Genomic DNA, 17,344 nt, shown 5'->3' on the forward strand with positions numbered 1-17,344 from the left:
AGCTGCACCCCCGCCCGTGGGGATTTTTGGGACAATTTCGCGCCATGGCCAGTCCTTGCGAATTACTTATCGCCACGTCAGATGTGACCACAGCAAGCCATATCCTTAACCTCGCTGCCCATGAAGCTAAGCGAATAGAAACCAAATACAGCCGATTTATCACCCATAATCCCCTTTGGCAGCTTAATCATGGCGACGGCAGCCCCATGCCCATCGACGCTGAAACCCATCGTTTGCTTAGCTTTGCGCAGCAGTGCTATAGCCTCAGTGATGGCCGTTTCGACATCAGCGCAGGCCCATTAATGCAGCTATGGCGCTTTGAAGATCTCCAACATGGGCGCATCCCCTCAGCTCAAGAGATCGACCACGCTAAATCCTTGGTCGACTTTTCGGCGCTGCACATCACCCCAACCAGCCTGCAGATGCCCAAGGCCATGAGTTTAGATTTTGGCGGCATCGCCAAAGAGTATGCGGTCGATAATACCGCCAGATTAATAGCCGAGCGGTGGCCAGCGCTTTCGGTATTGGTTAACTTTGGCGGTGATATCGCCTGCCCTGTAACGCGCACATCCCCCGAAAGTGCTTGGCAAGTAGGCATCGAAAACCCCAATGCGTTAGATAGCGCAAGCGCGTTATTACAGATCCGCCAAGGCGCTCTCGCCACCAGCGGCACAACAAGGCGCTACCTTGAAAAAGACCATAAGCGTTACGGCCACATTGTCGACCCGAGTAGCGGTTTTCCCGTAGCAAACGCGCCACTATCGGTCACCGTATTGGCACAAAATTGTGTGATGGCTGGCATGCTGTCGACCATGGCTATGCTCGAAGGCGCTAACGCCGAGGCCTTTTTGACGGCGCAAGGCGTCTATTTTCAAGTGTATCGATAATTCACTCACAACTTGATATAAATAAACTAATCGACCGCATCCTTGTTGGGTCATCGCAATAGGATCAATATGCGTATACTGCTTGTCGAAGATAATGATTTACTCGCCCAAGGGATCTGCCTGAGCCTCGGCAAAGTGGGCATGCAGATCGATCACCTTAGTAGCTATCAACAGGCCTTGAACTCAGTACACAACGAAGCCTTTAGTGCCATAGTACTCGACCTTGGCTTACCCGATGGCAGTGGCAAAAACCTATTAAAACATTGGCGTAAGCAAGGATTATCCACCCCTACCATAGTGCTAACAGCCAATACCGATTTCGACACCAAATTGGCCTGTTTAGATATGGGCGCCGACGATTACCTAAGCAAACCCTTCGATGTGCGCGAGCTAGCCGCGCGGATCCGCGCCATTGTACGCCGTCATCATGGGCAAAATAACAACAGCTTAAGCGTTGGCGCCTTGCACATGAACTTAAATACCCGCGAAGTGCAGTTTCGTGAGCGTGCAATTGCACTCTCTCGGCGCGAGTACCAGCTGTTACATGAGTTGGCGCAATCCGCTGGCAGAGTACTAACTCGCCACCAGCTCGAGCAGCTCACTTATGGCTGGGATGAAGTGGGTAGTAACTCTATCGAAGTGCACATTCATCACTTACGCAAAAAAACCACCAATGAATTGATTAAAACCGTACGCGGCATAGGTTATACCTTGGTTGAGACCGAATAATGTATTCACTACGTTTGATGCTAACTACGCTGATGCTGACAGGCATCGCCCTGTCGGTTGGCTTGTCGAGCTGGATGAGCACCCGTGATGCTTCAGAGCAGATTGAAGAACTCTTCGATGCGCAAATGATGCAAACGGCTAAAATGCTGGAACTGTTTTATCAACATGGCATTACAGCAAGTGATGCCCAAGCATTAACCGAACAGGCTCAGGTATTTCATGTTGAAAATAGTGATGTTGATACTTTTGCTGAACAGGCTGACGCCCTACAACTCTCCTATGAACACAAATTAGCGTTTCAGATCTGGTCAGATAAAGGCGAGCCTTTAATTCTGTCTGACAACATCACCGCCCAGCCGATAACCGAATTTGTCGCCGGTTATCATCAAAAAATCTTAGCCGATGAACTGTGGCATGTGTTTAGCTATTATTCAAAAGATAACCGTGTCTGGATTGTCACCGCCCAGCAAGACGAAGTGCGCCAAGAGCTGGTGTCACAAATTATGCATAATGCCGTTAGCGCTCCTTTGATGATCGCGCCAGTTGTGCTGCTGGCAATGTTACTGCTGTCTTATTGGCTATTTAAACCGCTCAAGGCATTTGAGCAACGGCTCAACCAACGAAGCCCCCATGATGTCACGCCTATCTCTATGCCCCTGCCTAGCGAACTTCTCCCAGTACAAACGGCGCTCAATTTATACATCAACCGCTTTGCCAACGCCTTAGCGAGAGAACGACGCTTCAGCGCCGATGCGGCGCATGAATTAAAAACCCCACTGTCGGTCATTAAGCTGCATCAAGATGGACTAGCAGAACTCATCCCCCCGTCACAACAAGCTAAATTACATTTAGCCGCCATTAACAGCGGCGTCACCCGCCTCAGTCATACCGTAGAGCAACTGTTATTACTCGCACGGGTCGATTCGATAGAAGAGCTCACACTCGGGCGCAGCCATGTACAAACTATGGTAGAGGAGGCGCTAAACCAACTTATGCCAGGGATCACCGATTTCGAATGGGCGATGGCGATCCCCAGTGACCTGTATGTGGCCGCCGACCATTTTTATATCGAATTAGTACTCAAAAACCTATTAGAAAACGCCTGTAAATACAGCCCAAAAGAGTCACTTATTCGCATTAGCGCGACAAGGAACGCTAAATACATTGATATTGGTATTACAGATAACGGCCAAGGGATGACGCCAGAGCAAATTGCTAATGCCGTAGAGCGCTTCTATCGAGTGAATGAAAATGAAGGTACAGGGGCGGGCTTAGGATTATCGATTTGCCACCATATTGTTGAGCTGCATCGCGGTAAACTCACCCTAACATCACGCCCACAAGCGGGACTCACTGTGACGGTCAGCTTACCCGCCGCCTAGCTAAAAATGCTTAGCGTAGCCATTAGCGACCCGATAAAGGCTCCAGAGCAAACAGCAAAGCACACACCCGTTTGAGCAGCGATGCTGGCAGCCATCATCTCATCCACTGACCTGCTTGGTCTTGGTATAAGTGGCTTTAGGCGGCCTAAGTTTGACTGACAACCTTAAACACTGGGATCTAAACCCTACTTGGGCGGTGTCTCTGACGGGGATGAAGATAATGTGGCAAAAGCGTAATTATTTTTACCTTGCCTTTTAACCTGATACATCGCCTTATCGGCCATTTTCACTAAGGTATCGGCATTATCGCTATGTTGCGGATACAAGGCTATCCCAATGCTCGCGGAGATAGCAACCTCAGTATCTCCATAGGTAAAAGGTTGTTTTAAAACATTAACGATACGTTCAGCGACCAATTTAACCGAAGCTTGATTTTCAATTTCTGTACATAAAATCAAAAACTCATCGCCGCCAATACGCGCCGCGATATCGATATCGCGAATGCTATAACTAAGACGCTGAGTGGCAGCGATTAAGAGTTGATCACCGGCATCATGCCCAAACGAATCATTGATCGCCTTAAAACCATCTAAATCAACAAAAAGCACGGCTCCATTGTGACTGTTTTCCGCCAGCAAAGCATCGTTAAGACGCTGCATAAAAAGCGTTCTGGTGGGCAGACCGGTTAACGCATCGTGATTCGCCAAGTGACGGATGCGTTTTTTCGCCTCTTTTAAATCTGTGATATCTTCCTTAACCGCCACAAAATGACTAATGTTACCGTCATGCTGTTTCACTGGCGCAACCGAAGCGATCTCCCAAAACAACTCACCATTTTTCTTGCGATTGTGAAACTCACCACGCCAGATATGCCCAGAAGTGATCTCTCGCCACAACTTTACATACTCACTGGGATTCATCTCCCCCGACTGTAATACTCGAGGGGTTTGCCCCATCAACTCATCAAAACTGTAACCTGTTTTCTCAACAAAGGCCGGGTTAACATAGTTAATCGCTCCCGTGCAATCGGTAATGATAATGGCCGACGCCGACTGCTCGACCGCCAATGACAAAATCCGTAATTTCGACTCTAATACCGAATAACTCAGTAAAACCAGTGAAATAGCAATGCCCCCCATAATAAACACACCACTTAATAACACACTGGAGGAGGTCACACTCGGATCTAAAAATTCACTATAGGAGGTAGAAAAAAGCGCAACGACACCACGAATACCATGGGATAACCCAAATAAACCACACATAACCGCAACCGCATAACCTGCGGTGCGCCACGGTGCATCTCTCTCTGCCAGTAAGGTCTTCACTGTCATTGCACAAATAATCACAAAAGCGAAGCTGAGTATGGCAATTCTAAAATTGATACTATTATCAATATAATAGAAGTAACTAAACAGCAGCAAGGTCAGCAGTGGAAAGCTAAAATCGACTAAAGTTATAGGTGCGCGACCGGTAAAAATACGCACACCACGATATATCAGCAGAAACCCAATTACAGATAGAGTATTTGCGATAACGATGGAGAGAAAATCTGGTAGGCTACCCCGCCCAAAAAGCAGCAAACTAGCTAACGCAATACAAGACATGCCCGACGCCCAAAAGCCTGAACCATTACGCTGATGTTGCGCCCGCCACAACGAAATTAGCGCCACGGCAGAGCCGATAGAAATAAGCGCGGTGACGACGAGTAAAGTACGATTATCTAATATTTGCATATGAACCGCGTAAGACCATTTGCATCGGTGAGCTCCATTTCAAGCCTTTCGGGCGTCGCATTAATGGCAAAATGAGCGGTGACCTTATTTGTATTTTTACAATGTTTATATTTAGTAATATTTAGCAGTGAGATGTTAACACAAAAAGGTCATTTGAGCTGTGATATAAAGCATATACGACTTTATTCTGTTGCGTTGAAAGAATGCAGTATTAATTTGTCACCACTCGATTAGAAAGAACTAGATTTAGATAAGGTGGAAAGTAAGATAACAGTCTGTACAAAAACAATGAGTACCGATACTTTATCCTACCAAGATTGGCAAAAGCATAAATACAAAAGGCCTCACATTGCTGTGAGGCCTTTTGTATAAAGAGGGTGAGTTGGCCGATAAGCCGGGTCCTGTCGTGGACAGTTATTCATCTAGGCCTGCAATCGCTCACAGGCTCAAGCGACCTACCCGGTTCCAACGCGAGCCACGCCATACGGAACCCTATTTGGTCTTGCTTCGGGTAGAGTTTACCTTGCTACGGACTATTGCTAGCCGCACGGTGCGCTCTTACCGCACCCTTTCACCCTTACCAACTTGATAAATCAAGCTGGCGGTCTCCTCTCTGCTGCACTTGTCGTCGGTTCACACCGCCCAGGCGTTACCTGGTACCCTGCTCTTTGAAGCCCGGACTTTCCTCCCCGTTCTTGCGAACGCAGCAACTGTCTGGCCAACTCGGCGCGGATTATAGCTTAATGACACTTGGCATTCCACCTAATCTTCGCCACAGACAAGCTAGGCTGGAGAATCGATTACAATCCGATCTCTAAGCCATATTTATATAGGGCATTTTTCTTCAATCCGTGGATCTGTGCAGCGATGGCGGCTGCCTTTTTTAACGGTAACTCTTCACTTAACAGTTTAAGGGTGTTGATAGCCACCGTTGGGATGCCTTCATCATCATTAATTCGATGACCATGGCACATCAGCACAATTTCACCTTTTTGCTGATTAGGATCTTGCTTTACCGTCTGCAAGATTTCAGCAGCCGGGCCTGAGAGGAAGGTTTCAAAGGTCTTAGTCACTTCTCGCGCCATCACCACATGGCGATCTTCGCCTAGTGCGGCCACGATAGATTCGAGACTGTGGACGATGCGGTGAGGCGATTCATAAAAAATCAGCGTACGTGGATCTTCAGCCAGTTCGGTTAACTTATCGAGGCGGCCCTTCTCCTTGGCCGGCAAGAAGCCTTCAAAAGAAAAGCGATCCGATGGCAACCCTGACGCACTCAATGCGGTAATGGCTGCACAAGGCCCGGGTAGCGGAATCACGTTGTAACCCGCCTCTCGTACCTGAGAAACCAAGTGATATCCGGGGTCTGAAATCAAAGGCGTGCCCGCATCAGAGATTAACGCGACCGCTTCACCATTGGACAGTTTTTGAATGATCCACTGGGCACGATCCCGTTCATTATGATCATGTAGTGCCGTTTTACGGGTTTCGATACCAAAATGGCTAAGTAATTTACCACTGTGACGCGTGTCTTCGCAGGCGATAAGTGACACCTGATTCAGCACCTCGATTGCACGAGTACTGATGTCTCCAAGGTTGCCTATGGGGGTTGGAACTATGTAAAGCGCGACCGACAGGTCCATATCTACCTCTGTAATGATTGTCACAAGACTTTCGTCAAGCTGAAGAGCAGGTTAAACTACAGCCAGCATCTTACCAGAGTGAAGTCCTGTGTTAAAAAGACTGAATACAACTAAATTTATCTTTATCGCGGTTTTATCAACGGTGTTATTTGGTTGTGCCACTTCGACACCTCCAGTTAAGGAGACCCAAAGCCAGGTATCCTTGAGCAGCGCGCCACTCAATGCCTCACAGTATTTAGCCGATGCTGCAAAGGCATCATCAGCAGAACAACGCGATAGACTCATGTTGCAAGCGGCCCACGCCTTTATTAATCAGAGTGATACCACTAATGCGGCGCAAACATTGGCGTCAATCAAAGCGAGCTTAGTGCAAAAGCCAGAACTGTTGGCGCAACATAAATATTTAACCGCACGCGTGCTAGAGCTCACCTCGACCTATGATGATGCACTCGCCCAGCTCAATTATCCAAGCCAGTGGCGCTTAGCCGAATGGCAAATGGCTAACTATTACCAGCTTAAGGCGCGCCTCTACCAACTGATAAAACAGCCTATCGAGCAAGCAAGACAATTGAGCCTGCTGAGCCTTTATCTTCCTAAGCCTGACTCATATCGGGTTAATGATGAGATTTGGCGGATTTTACAGCCACTGCATGAACAAACCTTGTTGTCATTTAGCCAAGATACCAGCACCCCAGTTTTTACGGGTTGGTTACAGCTAGCGTATATTGCTAAGCATTATGCCATAGATCCGCAAGTGCTCGTGCAGCAATTATCGGCTTGGCAACATGATAATCCACGCCACCCAGCAGCCATGAAGCTGCCGACGGATCTTGAGCAGGCGGTCAACGTTAAACCTTACAGACCCAAAAATATCGCGGTGCTATTGCCACTTAGCGGCTCGAGAGCCGCAATCGCCAACCCGATTAAGCAAGGTATCGTCTCGAGTTATCTGGCAAATCCTGATGATTCGGTCTCGGTGAACTTTTTCGACTCAGCCCAAGGTGCCGATATCGCCTACCAACAAGCGGTAAATGCTGGCGCCGAATTTATTATTGGCCCACTACTGCAATCGGAAGTCGCCACCATTATCGAGGCGCAAAATGCGGCGCCACAGAACACACCATTACCACAACTGTTTCTGAATAAGGCCGACAACATTACCCCTAATGCCGATCAGTTTTTCTTTGCCTTGTCGCCAACCGACGAAGCTATTGATGCCGCGCAAAAGCTGTTTAAAGACGGTATAGAAAAGCCGCTCCTATTAGCCAGCAATGATAATATCGGCCGCCGCATGGCCGATGCCTTTAACGAAAAGTGGCAAGCCCTGACTGAGGAAACTGCTGAGGTACACTTTTATAATAGCGGCGATGAAATGAAGGTGACGGTACAAAAGTCACTGGGCGTGATTGACAGTAAAGAGCGCATTGCGCGCATTAAAGCCTTACTGGGTAATCAAATTGAGGCTGACTTTCGCTCTCGTCGCGATATTGATGCTATTTACATGATCTCCAGCAGCCAAGATCTGCCCTTACTCAAGCCCTTCATCGATGTTAATTTCAGTGTGTTTGCTCAGCCGGTACCGCTTTATACCACCAGCCGTAGTCGTATTGAAAACAATTCCCGCGCCGCCGCACAGGAGCTCAATAATCTCACCATTAGTGATATTCCCTGGCTATTAAAAGCCAACGCCGAAACGGCAGAGGTGGCTAAGCTGTGGCCCAACTGGAGCAACAGTCAAAAACGCCTCTATATTATGGGTTATGATGCGCTGCAGTTGGTGAGTAAATTAGCCCAGATGCGAGCCTTACCGGGTTATCAATATTCTGGTGGCAGTGGACTGCTTTCGGCCGCGCCGGATGGTACTATTAACCGTCAGCTGAGTTGGGGACGTTACCAACGCGGAAATCTGCGACCATTATGACGCTGCCAGCCCATTTAAGCCGAGGCCGCTCAGCAGAAGATGCGGCGTTAGCTTATTTACAGGCTCAAGGGCTGATATTCGTCGAACGCAATGTGCGCTACCCGTTTGGTGAAATAGACCTCATCATGAATGAGGGTAAAAAATGGATTTTTATTGAGGTAAAATACCGCCAATCCAAGCAGTTTGGCGGTGCAATACACGCGATTAGCCGAGGCCAAATCGAGCGACTGCGTCGAGCAGCAAATCATTATATGCAGCGCAATCATATTGATGCACAATGCCGCTTTGATGTCGTCGCCATAGATGCTAATGATATAAATTGGATCACCAATGCATTTTAGTGATCACTAAGCCTCATGCACACAAGTAAAGGCTTGTTGACAGAGTTATTGTTTTTTAAGGACCTACCCATGTTAGAACGTATTAAAGATAGTTTTACTCACTCAATCCAAACTAAAATCGATGCTGCTGAAGCATTGCCTGAGTCGATTGAGAAAGCAGCTGAAATGATGGTGCAATGCCTATTAGGTGGCAACAAAATTCTAGCTTGTGGTAATGGCGGTAGCGCAGGGGATGCACAGCATTTCTCGGCCGAGCTGCTTAACCGTTATGAAATTGAGCGTCCACCGTTACCGGCTATCGCGTTAACCACTGACACCTCAACCATTACGGCTATCGGTAACGATTACAGCTATGACGAGATCTTTTCTAAGCAAATATTAGCCTTAGGTCAACCTGGCGATATTCTACTGGCAATTTCAACCAGTGGTAATTCGGGTAACGTCATCAAGGCGATGGAAGCGGCCCTGAGCCGTGATATGACTATCGTGGCCCTAACCGGTAAAGATGGCGGCGCTATGGCAGGCCTGATGGGCACTAACGATGTTGAAGTACGTGTACCCTCGAATGTGACCGCGCGTATCCAAGAGGTGCATTTATTGGTTATCCATTGCCTCTGCGACAATATCGATCGCACGCTATTCCCGCAGGACGAGCAAGCATGAGAGCTTGGCTCCCATTAATTGCTATTGCTTTACTGCTTCAAGGCTGCGCCGGCGCTGTAATGGTCGGTGCGGTTGGTGGTGCCATGATGGTAAACGATGAGCGGAGTTTTTCGACGCAAATCGAGGACACCAATGCGGACTTCCAAATATCGAGCGCCCTAGGCGCCCACGATGATATTAAAAACCAAACTAATATTACCGGTATCGCCATGAACGGCAATGTGCTGGTTATCGGCCAAGCACCTAACTCTATGTTGCGTGACAAGGCGATTAATATCATCCAAGGGCTCAACCTAGGGGGTAAGATCCATAATCAGATCCGTATCGGTAACCCAACCTCTTTTACCACGCGCAGTAATGACACTTGGATCACCACCAAAGTCAAAACGCGCATGCTCAATGACAACGCACTCGATATTACCCGTATTAAGGTGATCACCGAAAACGGCGAGGTGTTTTTGCTTGGCGTCGTCAGTCGCGAGCAAGCCGATCTGGCTGTGGACATCGCCCGCAATACTGCTGGCGTGCGTAAAGTGATCAAAGTGCTCGAGACGCCTAGTAGCTAGTGGGCGCTTGGCATCATGGCCTACTGTTAAGATAACGCCAGCTTTCGCTTGGCCAGTGCCAACTTAATTTGCGGAAAAATCAGCGATGGCAACACAATTAATGCCGCGCCAAACCAGCTGAGCCCATCGAGCCATTCATCAAACCATAACCAGCCAAAAAAGATAGCAAATAACAAACCACTGTATTCGGCCACCGCAATATCACCCGCCTGCGCGCGGCGATACGCCAATACACAAAACAGCTGATACGCCAGCAAAAAGCCATTACTTAATATTGCGACCCCTAACATTTGCCAGCTAAAACCAGTAAACCCCGTCAGCGCGGCAATTAAGGCCACCAGCGGTAGGCTGAGTAGGTTATATAGCATCACGGTGAGGCTTGCCGCTTCGGTGCTGGGCAGTTTACGTAGCGCCAATTGATTGCCTGCAAACATCATGGCAGAAAACAGCACAGCTAATCCTGCCAAGTTGAGCTCACTGGGACGTAATATGATCACTATGCCAATAAAGCCCAGCACAGCCACTACCACTTGCGTGCGCGTTAATTGTTCATTAAGAAACAGCATCCCCATGACAATAATCATTAACGGCGCCGAGTAAAACAGCGATCCCACTGTGGCCAATGGCAACGCTAATAACCCTGCTATCAAGCATAACGCCCCAACGGCGCCACTATTAGCTCGCAGTGCATGTAACTTCATAAACTGCGATCGCGGTCGGCCGGCATAGCACCATAGCGGCAGCATCATCACTATGGCCGTCACTTGTCGCAGCAGCAAAAACATCGCCGCGTTACTCTCTTGTGGCAACCACTTAATCGAGACATCGTATAGCGCACTAAATACATTGCCTAGAATCAGTAGTCCCAGCCCAATCACAATATTTCGCTGCATTGGCAGTATCTCAATTATCTCCCATAACGGCTGCATCATAAGCAGCAAAAAACTAAAGCAGAAGTGATGATTTCTTTTAATAGATGAATTAAATTCATACCTAGACTAAATGAGATCGCAAGAGACACGACAATGAGGAAAATTCCGCCGCTAAGGGCATTACAGGTTTTTGAAGCCGCCGCGCGTCAGCAACATTTCTCCCGTGCGGCCGATGAGCTGTGCATAACCCAAAGCGCGGTGTCCCATCAAATTCGGCTGCTTGAAGAACATTTTTCGCAACCTTTGTTTAAGCGTGAAGGACGCGTTTTAAAACTCACCGACAAAGGACAACTGCTCTACCAAGAAGCAGCACGAATTTTTAATGAATTGAGCGTGCTCAATCAACAGATGATTGGTGAGCAGCAACAAGCATTACGGTTAGCGGTATATAGCTCATTTGCAGTGAAATGGTTGATCCCACGCCTAAGTGAATTTAGGCGGCATCAACCCGAAATTCAGATCCGCCTCGACATGGTCACCGACGATCCTGTGCTGTCCCATAGTGAAGCCGATATGTTTATTACTGGACAAAAACAACAAAAAGGCTATTGGCAACAATTGCTCCATCGAGAACGCCTTATCCCGGTTTGCAGCCCCGACTTTGTCAATCAAGGCCAGACGCTGGATCTACCTTGGTTGATAAAGCAACCTTTACTGACCGTCGATGAGGGGCCACTGGGGCTCGATTGGCAGCGTTGGTTAGCCCATCATCAACTTACCGTCACACGCCATACTAAGCAGCACCTTTTTAGCCATGTGTTACTCGCCATTGAAGCGGCGATTGCAGGCCAAGGGGTGGCCTTAGCATCGGATTTTATGGTGGCCGACGATATTGCTCGCCACCGCCTCATCGCGCTGCCCTTTCCCAGCATAGATACCGGATTTGAGTTCAACTTTTTATGCAAACAACGTCGCGTCAAAGAACCCGCCATCGCCAGCTTTATCAATTGGCTCCTGCTGCAGCAGTAAAGCGTTTGCATTGCCACTAATGAAAAAAGCCAGCTTAGCTGGCTTTTTAACACAGAATACTGGCTATCGATTAGACGATAAGGCCAATCTTTTCGTATACTTTTTTCAGCGTAACCTCGGCTCGTGCCTGCGCTTTTTCAGCCCCTTCTTGCATCACTTGATTAAGGAAGGTTTGATCGGCTCTAAACTGATGGAAACGCGCTTGTAGTGGCTCTAACATATCCACTACGGCTTCACCCGTGGCCACTTTTAAATGACCATACATCTTGCCTTCAAACTCGGCTTCAAGGCTTGCAATCGACTGACCCGTACAGCCCGACATTAAACTCAGCAGATTAGATACACCAGGCTTAGCATCGACATCAAAACGCACCACTGGTGGCTCTTCACTGTCGGTCATCGCTTTTTTGACTTTCTTCATAATCGCTTTGGGATCTTCAAGTAAGCCGATAACATTATTACGATTATCGTCAGACTTAGACATCTTCTTCAACGGCTCTTGCAGCGACATCACCTTAGCACCCGTTTCTGGAATAAATGGCTCTGGCACCACAAAAGTATCGCCATAGGCATTATTAAAACGGGTCGCAATATCACGTGTTAACTCTAAGTGCTGTTTCTGATCTTGGCCAACTGGCACTTCGTTGGCTTGATATAGCAAAATATCGGCCGCCATCAATACTGGGTAATCGAACAAACCTGCGTTGATATTATTGGCATGTTTTTGTGATTTATCTTTAAACTGAGTCATACGATTTAGCTCACCCATTTGGGTGTAGCAGTTTAGCGCCCAGCTTAATTGCGTATGCTGAGGCACCTGAGACTGTAAAAAGACGGTGCTCTTTTTAGGATCGATACCGCAGGCCAAATAGATGGCTAGCGTGTCTAGACAGGCTTCACGTAATTTAATCGGATCTTGTCTAACGGTGATCGCATGGAGATCGACAACGCAATAAATACAGTCATGACTGTCTTGCATACCCACCCACTGACGCAGAGCACCCATGTAGTTACCAATACTCAGCTCACCAGATGGTTGAGCACCACTAAACACGATAGGTTTTGCAGTCATTCGTTTATTGCTCCGTTGATTCAGCACTTGAGTTAATTAATGCTGTTATTTCACTAAATTGTTCACATACGGCACTTGGGCCGCTGAGCCCGATATCTTCACCGTAGTTATACCCATAGGTCAAGCCGATTGAGGCAATACCCGCCGCTTTGGCCGCCAAAATGTCATTTTTAGAGTCGCCCACCATTAAAAGCTGCTCTGGTGTTAACTGCCACTGGGTTAATAGGTGAGTTAACGGCATAGGATCGGGTTTCATTTTGGCTAACGAGTCGCCACCCAGCACTAGGCTAAAGAACTCGGCAATACCGAAAGCCTCGAGTAATGGCAGGGTAAAACGATAAGGTTTATTCGTCACCACAGCCAAGCGATATCCGGCAGCATGCAACTGCTGCAATACCGGCTTAACACCGTCATACAATTTACTGTGTTGCTGTAAATTGGCTTGGTAATGGCGCATAAATAGCGGCATAGCATCGGCTAATTCGGCCGCATCTATCGCCCTATCATGAGCAAAACTAAGTGCTCGCTCGGCTAACTTTTCGGCACCATTGCCCACCCATGAACGTACCTGTGACTCACTACAGTTAGGCAGATTTAACTCGGCCAGCATAGCATTTGTGGCGGCGGCAAGATCTGGCACACTGTCGATGAGTGTGCCGTCCAGATCAAAGGCTATCGCCTTAATTTGCTTAGCATGGATCATGACTTAGCCTCTGTTGTCGCCAGTTCTGCGCGCATTTCATCAATGACAGCTTTATAATCTGGCTGACTAAAAATTGCCGAGCCAGCCACAAACATGTCGGCGCCAGCGGCAGCGATTTCGGCAATGTTGTCGACCTTAACGCCGCCATCGACTTCGAGGCGAATATCAAAGCCACTGGCGTCGATGCGCTCGCGCACTTGACGTAGCTTGTCCAGCGTTGACGGAATAAACGACTGGCCGCCAAATCCAGGGTTAACTGACATCAATAAAATCACATCCAGCTTATCCATCACATGATCAAGATAATGCAATGGCGTACCTGGGTTAAACACCAGCCCAGCCTTACAACCCGCTTCTTTAATCAACTGTAAACTTCTATCGATGTGCTCAGAGGCTTCTGGGTGAAAGGTGATGATCGATGCGCCCGCATCAGCAAAGTCGGGAATGATACGATCCACAGGCTTAACCATTAGGTGCACATCAATCTCGGCAGTAACACCATAATCACGCAGCGCCTTACACACCATAGGGCCTATGGTGAGATTGGGTACGTAATGATTATCCATCACATCAAAGTGAACGACATCGGCACCCGCACTGAGCACGGCATCAACATCTTCCCCAAGGCGGGCAAAATCGGCAGAAAGAATCGAGGGAGCAATTAAAAATGGACGCATGGTAAACTCGCTAGTGTGGATAATAAATACGCTATTCTACCTCAATGCCTTACTGCCACTCTAGGGCTTTACTAGCATTAACTGTGCTCAAACTCAGAAATAAGCGCTTTTATTCAAGCGACTTAATTACCTACGTAAATAGATGTTCAAAATATAAACGGCTTTGCTATAATGTTGCAAATTGTGACATTTACGTGTGATACAGGATGTAGAGATGAAAGATAAGCTAAAACTATTGAATAATATAAAATCAGTAGGTTTACTGGCAGTGGCAACTCTTGCTGTTGGGATGACAGCCGTAAACGTTAAAGATGATACCCAGACCGCTAACTCATCGGCCTGTGAATGCGATAGCAACGCTGTTTATAACTCGGCATTACCCGCAAGCCACCCGAGTAATCGCTGTGCGCAACCATCTGATAATGTTAGTTGGATAAATTGGTTAACGGGTAATAGCCGCTCGAGTCAGTTCCATTTTGTCGACCTACTAGAATTACTCCATGGGCATAAGACCAGTCCGATGGATGACATTAACCCAGCGAGCCAGAAAAATCGCTATTAAAGGGCACTCCCTCATCCAACTGTTATTTAGCACTTTAGCTGCTTTTTTTGGCGTGCAAAGCGATCAAAACCGCCATCGTGACTTTCAATCTCACTCGCCAACCCCCTATATTATCATGGGGATAATTTTAGCCATTGGCTTGGTAATGGGGCTAATCGTTATCGTTAATCTGGTACTGACTTAATCGTTTTCGCTATGATATCTATCATCATATAGCGCCATCAACTCATCTACTTTTTTACGGCCACTACCATTTTGGCTAATGTTACGTTGCACCTGAATCGTATCGAAACGGGCGCCGTGATAAAGCTCGCGAGTTAATGGTATATCATGATTGCTGATCAACACAGGTATACCTCGGTCAATCGCGGTGTGGCGCGCTTTTCGAGCCAGTAATGCCTGATCATCTAAGCTAAAACCTGAGCCCACATAGGTGGTAAAACTGGCTGTTGTCGATAGTGGCGCATACGGCGGATCGCAATAGACAACGTCACCACTTTGGGTAAAGCTAAACGCCTCTTCATAACCAATACAGCGAAACTCAGCTTTCTGAGCTTTGTCAGCAAATGCCATGATCTCATCGTGAGGGAAATAGGGTCTTTTATATGAACCAAAAGGCACATTAAAGCCGCCTTTTTTATTGTAGCGGCACAGGCCATTAAAGCCGTGACGGTTCATATAAAGAAAGTAGACTGAACGTAAAAACGGATCGCTTACCTGATTAAACTCACTGCGAACTTGGTAGTAGACTTGTTTGTCATTCTTAGTATCGCTGAACATCGCCTTAGCCGCCCGAATGTACTTTTCAGGAGTGGCTTGCACGATTTTGTACAAGTTAATCAAGTCATGATTAATATCGCATAACAGGTATTGCTGGTAATCAGTATTGAGGAACACCGAGCCAGCACCAACGAAAGGTTCGACTAATCGATCGCCTTGGGGAAGGTGTTGCGTGAGAGCATCAACCAGCTTAAATTTTCCACCAGCCCACTTAAGGAAGGCCCTTTGCTTTTTAATCATCTAAATCGATTGAATGCGCCATGAAAACAAGGTGCCGATTGTACTCTGTTTATTATTGAATTTCACGAGTCGGGAGCCGTTGTTGTAACTCATATTGAGATAAATCGCCCCACACCCGCAACCAAGGTGGTGCTAGCCCTACTTCATTTTGTAAGCGCTGCGCCTCTGCCATTGCCTGCTCGCGGGAGCTGTAACGCCCGTATAGCAAGACCCAGCGCTGTTTGTAGCGCGCCACTTGAATATTATCTGAGCCATTAAGTTGTTCAACAATTTCATTGAGTGACTTGAGCTTTTTGACGCTAGCCAGTTGTAATGTGTAACCCGTCTGCGGCATTTGGCGGTTTAATTCACCGTTATTATTCAGAGTAGGCTCAGGTTCAACCTCTTGCTGTGGCGCTGTCGTTATAGCTGTAACATCATCTTTAAGCGAAAAAATTTCCACCTTATCATTATGCAGCTGCATCTCTGCCCTATCGGTACTGATAGGCTCAAATTGCCCCAATTCACTATAATCGACCTCAGCCTCCACACCGTCACTTAACGTATTTTCCTCGCTCTGCTCAGCAGCAATTAGATTATCATGTCGCAAGGTGGCTCGCGCTATTGCACGTTCAGCAATATCCTCAGCATGGGGCGCTTGTAGGCCTAACTGACGCGAATCAAAATAGGGTGCCAGCAACGCCTCACCATAAGTAATATTGGCGCGAGTGGCACGAACAGAAGCGACAGTCTGTTGCTGAGGTAAGACTAACGGCTCAACATCAGGCAGCATGACAACATATCCAGCAACCAAGACGGCACAAGCAAGCAGAGTCAGTAAAACCGACTTAAGCCAGCCTCTTTTAACTGGAGTCTCTGGCTCCCCATCAAGCGCAAGTGACAGTAACGCCACCACCTCACTCGGTAAGCCTTGCTGCTGTTGCAGTTGGTCTTTAACAATATCTCTGGGAGTAAAAGTGGTTTGCTCACTGCGCTGCAACAAGGTGTAATAAAGCGCCTCGCGTTCGGCATAGCTTAACGGCTCGATCACCATGGGAAGTAACAGCTGATGCTGACTTTCTGGCAGTTGCGTTAATAACTGGCTTAAAAATACATTGGGGGTGGTGAGTGTTACCGAGAGACTTTTACCCACCAACTGCATTTGGCTTAACACTATACATTCTGCCCAAATCTCCAACGGGAGATGATGAGCATCATCGAGCACTATATGGCTATTAGCCGGTAAAGCTTGCGCTAAATCTAGCAGGGTTTCTGGCAGTGGCAACTCATCATCGAAGACGGGTTCTGACAATAGTTGCACTAAGATTTTACGACGAATTTCGGCGCAGTCAGCGTGCTGCGGGCACGTAACCAAGGCGGAACTGACATCATCGAGAGCATCGACAAGCGCTGTGACTATGGTGGTTTTGCCTGCACCATATTCACCTGTTAATACGGTTAACTGCTGACCATATAAGATCACGTGCTGTAAACGATGCAGCAAAGATTCTTGGCTAGGTAATAATATCGAAGCTTGATATGTCACAGGATCACCACACAAG

General features: G+C 47.6%; 18 protein-coding genes and 1 other RNA gene. 10 read left to right on the top strand and 9 right to left on the bottom strand.

Translation table 11 applies throughout. From position 1 onward, the window contains the following. Positions 1-44 precede the first annotated feature (44 nt). From DVO77_RS15065 to DVO77_RS15075, 3 genes are all read left to right on the top strand, one after another. Entirely contained in the window at positions 45-887 is an 843-nt protein-coding gene (locus DVO77_RS15065; RefSeq protein ID WP_119978920.1) for an FAD:protein FMN transferase, read from the top strand. 69 nt (positions 888-956) lie between these two features. Beyond that, a complete protein-coding gene (locus tag DVO77_RS15070; RefSeq protein ID WP_110459021.1) occupies positions 957-1,616 on the top strand; it encodes a response regulator in 660 nt (219 codons plus the stop codon). Further along, positions 1,616-2,998: an ATP-binding protein gene (locus DVO77_RS15075; RefSeq protein ID WP_119978900.1), complete on the top strand. Its 1,383-nt coding sequence runs from the start codon at positions 1,616-1,618 to the stop codon at positions 2,996-2,998. Before DVO77_RS15070 ends, DVO77_RS15075 begins: the two co-directional genes overlap by 1 nt. A gap of 185 nt (positions 2,999-3,183) precedes the next feature. Here the strand turns inward: DVO77_RS15075 and DVO77_RS15080 are convergent, their stop codons facing one another. The 3 genes from DVO77_RS15080 to rsmI form a co-directional block, all read right to left on the bottom strand. Then, on the bottom strand, positions 3,184-4,734 hold the full coding sequence (locus DVO77_RS15080) for a GGDEF domain-containing protein (RefSeq protein ID WP_119978901.1): 1,551 nt from the start codon (positions 4,732-4,734) through the stop codon (positions 3,184-3,186). Positions 4,735-5,108: 374 nt separating this feature from the next. Then, positions 5,109-5,460, bottom strand: an RNA gene (gene rnpB, locus DVO77_RS15085) — RNase P RNA component class A. 74 nt (positions 5,461-5,534) lie between these two features. After that, positions 5,535-6,377, bottom strand: a complete 843-nt coding sequence (gene rsmI, locus DVO77_RS15090; RefSeq protein ID WP_119978902.1) for a 16S rRNA (cytidine(1402)-2'-O)-methyltransferase — start codon at positions 6,375-6,377, stop codon at positions 5,535-5,537. Between the two features lie 88 nt (positions 6,378-6,465). Here rsmI and DVO77_RS15095 point away from each other — a divergent pair, with 88 nt between their 5' ends. From DVO77_RS15095 to DVO77_RS15110, 4 genes are all read left to right on the top strand, one after another. Further along, the gene (locus DVO77_RS15095; protein WP_119978903.1) at positions 6,466-8,298 is read left to right on the top strand and encodes a penicillin-binding protein activator; all 1,833 of its coding nucleotides are present in this window, start codon (positions 6,466-6,468) and stop codon (positions 8,296-8,298) included. Then, on the top strand, positions 8,295-8,639 hold the full coding sequence (locus DVO77_RS15100) for a YraN family protein (RefSeq protein ID WP_110459016.1): 345 nt from the start codon (positions 8,295-8,297) through the stop codon (positions 8,637-8,639). Before DVO77_RS15095 ends, DVO77_RS15100 begins: the two co-directional genes overlap by 4 nt. A gap of 69 nt (positions 8,640-8,708) precedes the next feature. After that, positions 8,709-9,302, top strand: a complete 594-nt coding sequence (locus DVO77_RS15105) for a phosphoheptose isomerase (RefSeq protein WP_110459085.1) — start codon at positions 8,709-8,711, stop codon at positions 9,300-9,302. Then, positions 9,299-9,868 carry a BON domain-containing protein gene (locus DVO77_RS15110; RefSeq protein WP_110459015.1) on the top strand — a complete coding sequence of 190 codons (570 nt, stop codon included), beginning with the start codon at positions 9,299-9,301 and terminating at the stop codon, positions 9,866-9,868. The genes DVO77_RS15105 and DVO77_RS15110 overlap by 4 nt, the downstream gene beginning before the upstream one ends. A gap of 26 nt (positions 9,869-9,894) precedes the next feature. On the opposite strand, the gene DVO77_RS15115 is transcribed toward DVO77_RS15110, so the two are convergent. Further along, on the bottom strand, positions 9,895-10,761 hold the full coding sequence (locus tag DVO77_RS15115) for a DMT family transporter (protein WP_119978921.1): 867 nt from the start codon (positions 10,759-10,761) through the stop codon (positions 9,895-9,897). 132 nt (positions 10,762-10,893) lie between these two features. Between DVO77_RS15115 and DVO77_RS15120 the strand changes: the two genes are divergently transcribed. Further along, positions 10,894-11,769 carry a LysR substrate-binding domain-containing protein gene (locus tag DVO77_RS15120; protein ID WP_110459014.1) on the top strand — a complete coding sequence of 292 codons (876 nt, stop codon included), beginning with the start codon at positions 10,894-10,896 and terminating at the stop codon, positions 11,767-11,769. A 70-nt stretch (positions 11,770-11,839) separates the two neighbouring features. On the opposite strand, the gene trpS is transcribed toward DVO77_RS15120, so the two are convergent. Genes trpS through rpe form a run of 3 tightly spaced genes read right to left on the bottom strand, consistent with a single transcriptional unit; the run spans position 11,840 to position 14,221 of the window. After that, positions 11,840-12,841, bottom strand: coding sequence for a tryptophan--tRNA ligase (gene trpS, locus DVO77_RS15125; RefSeq protein ID WP_119978904.1), 1,002 nt, complete (start codon positions 12,839-12,841; stop codon positions 11,840-11,842). 4 nt (positions 12,842-12,845) lie between these two features. Next, positions 12,846-13,544 carry a phosphoglycolate phosphatase gene (locus tag DVO77_RS15130; RefSeq protein WP_119978905.1) on the bottom strand — a complete coding sequence of 233 codons (699 nt, stop codon included), beginning with the start codon at positions 13,542-13,544 and terminating at the stop codon, positions 12,846-12,848. After that, entirely contained in the window at positions 13,541-14,221 is a 681-nt protein-coding gene (gene rpe, locus DVO77_RS15135; RefSeq protein WP_110459011.1) for a ribulose-phosphate 3-epimerase, read from the bottom strand. The genes DVO77_RS15130 and rpe overlap by 4 nt, the downstream gene beginning before the upstream one ends. Before the next feature lie 214 nt (positions 14,222-14,435). On the opposite strand from rpe, the gene DVO77_RS15140 reads away from it, so the two are divergent. Together DVO77_RS15140 and DVO77_RS15145 are read left to right on the top strand one after the other, a co-directional pair. Further along, positions 14,436-14,783 (top strand): hypothetical protein, encoded by a 348-nt coding sequence (locus tag DVO77_RS15140; RefSeq protein ID WP_110459010.1) that lies wholly within the window; start codon positions 14,436-14,438, stop codon positions 14,781-14,783. Next, positions 14,746-14,967 carry a DUF2970 domain-containing protein gene (locus DVO77_RS15145; RefSeq protein WP_119978906.1) on the top strand — a complete coding sequence of 74 codons (222 nt, stop codon included), beginning with the start codon at positions 14,746-14,748 and terminating at the stop codon, positions 14,965-14,967. The genes DVO77_RS15140 and DVO77_RS15145 overlap by 38 nt, the downstream gene beginning before the upstream one ends. Here DVO77_RS15145 and DVO77_RS15150 read toward each other — a convergent pair. Then, positions 14,964-15,803, bottom strand: a complete 840-nt coding sequence (locus tag DVO77_RS15150) for a Dam family site-specific DNA-(adenine-N6)-methyltransferase (RefSeq protein WP_119978907.1) — start codon at positions 15,801-15,803, stop codon at positions 14,964-14,966. The genes DVO77_RS15145 and DVO77_RS15150 overlap by 4 nt on opposite strands. Positions 15,804-15,855: 52 nt before the next feature. After that, the gene (locus tag DVO77_RS15155) at positions 15,856-17,328 is read right to left on the bottom strand and encodes an AAA family ATPase (protein ID WP_119978922.1); all 1,473 of its coding nucleotides are present in this window, start codon (positions 17,326-17,328) and stop codon (positions 15,856-15,858) included. Positions 17,329-17,344 lie beyond the last annotated feature (16 nt).

It is taken from the genome of Shewanella algidipiscicola, from assembly GCF_003605125.1.
Lineage (GTDB): Bacteria > Pseudomonadota > Gammaproteobacteria > Enterobacterales > Shewanellaceae > Shewanella > Shewanella algidipiscicola.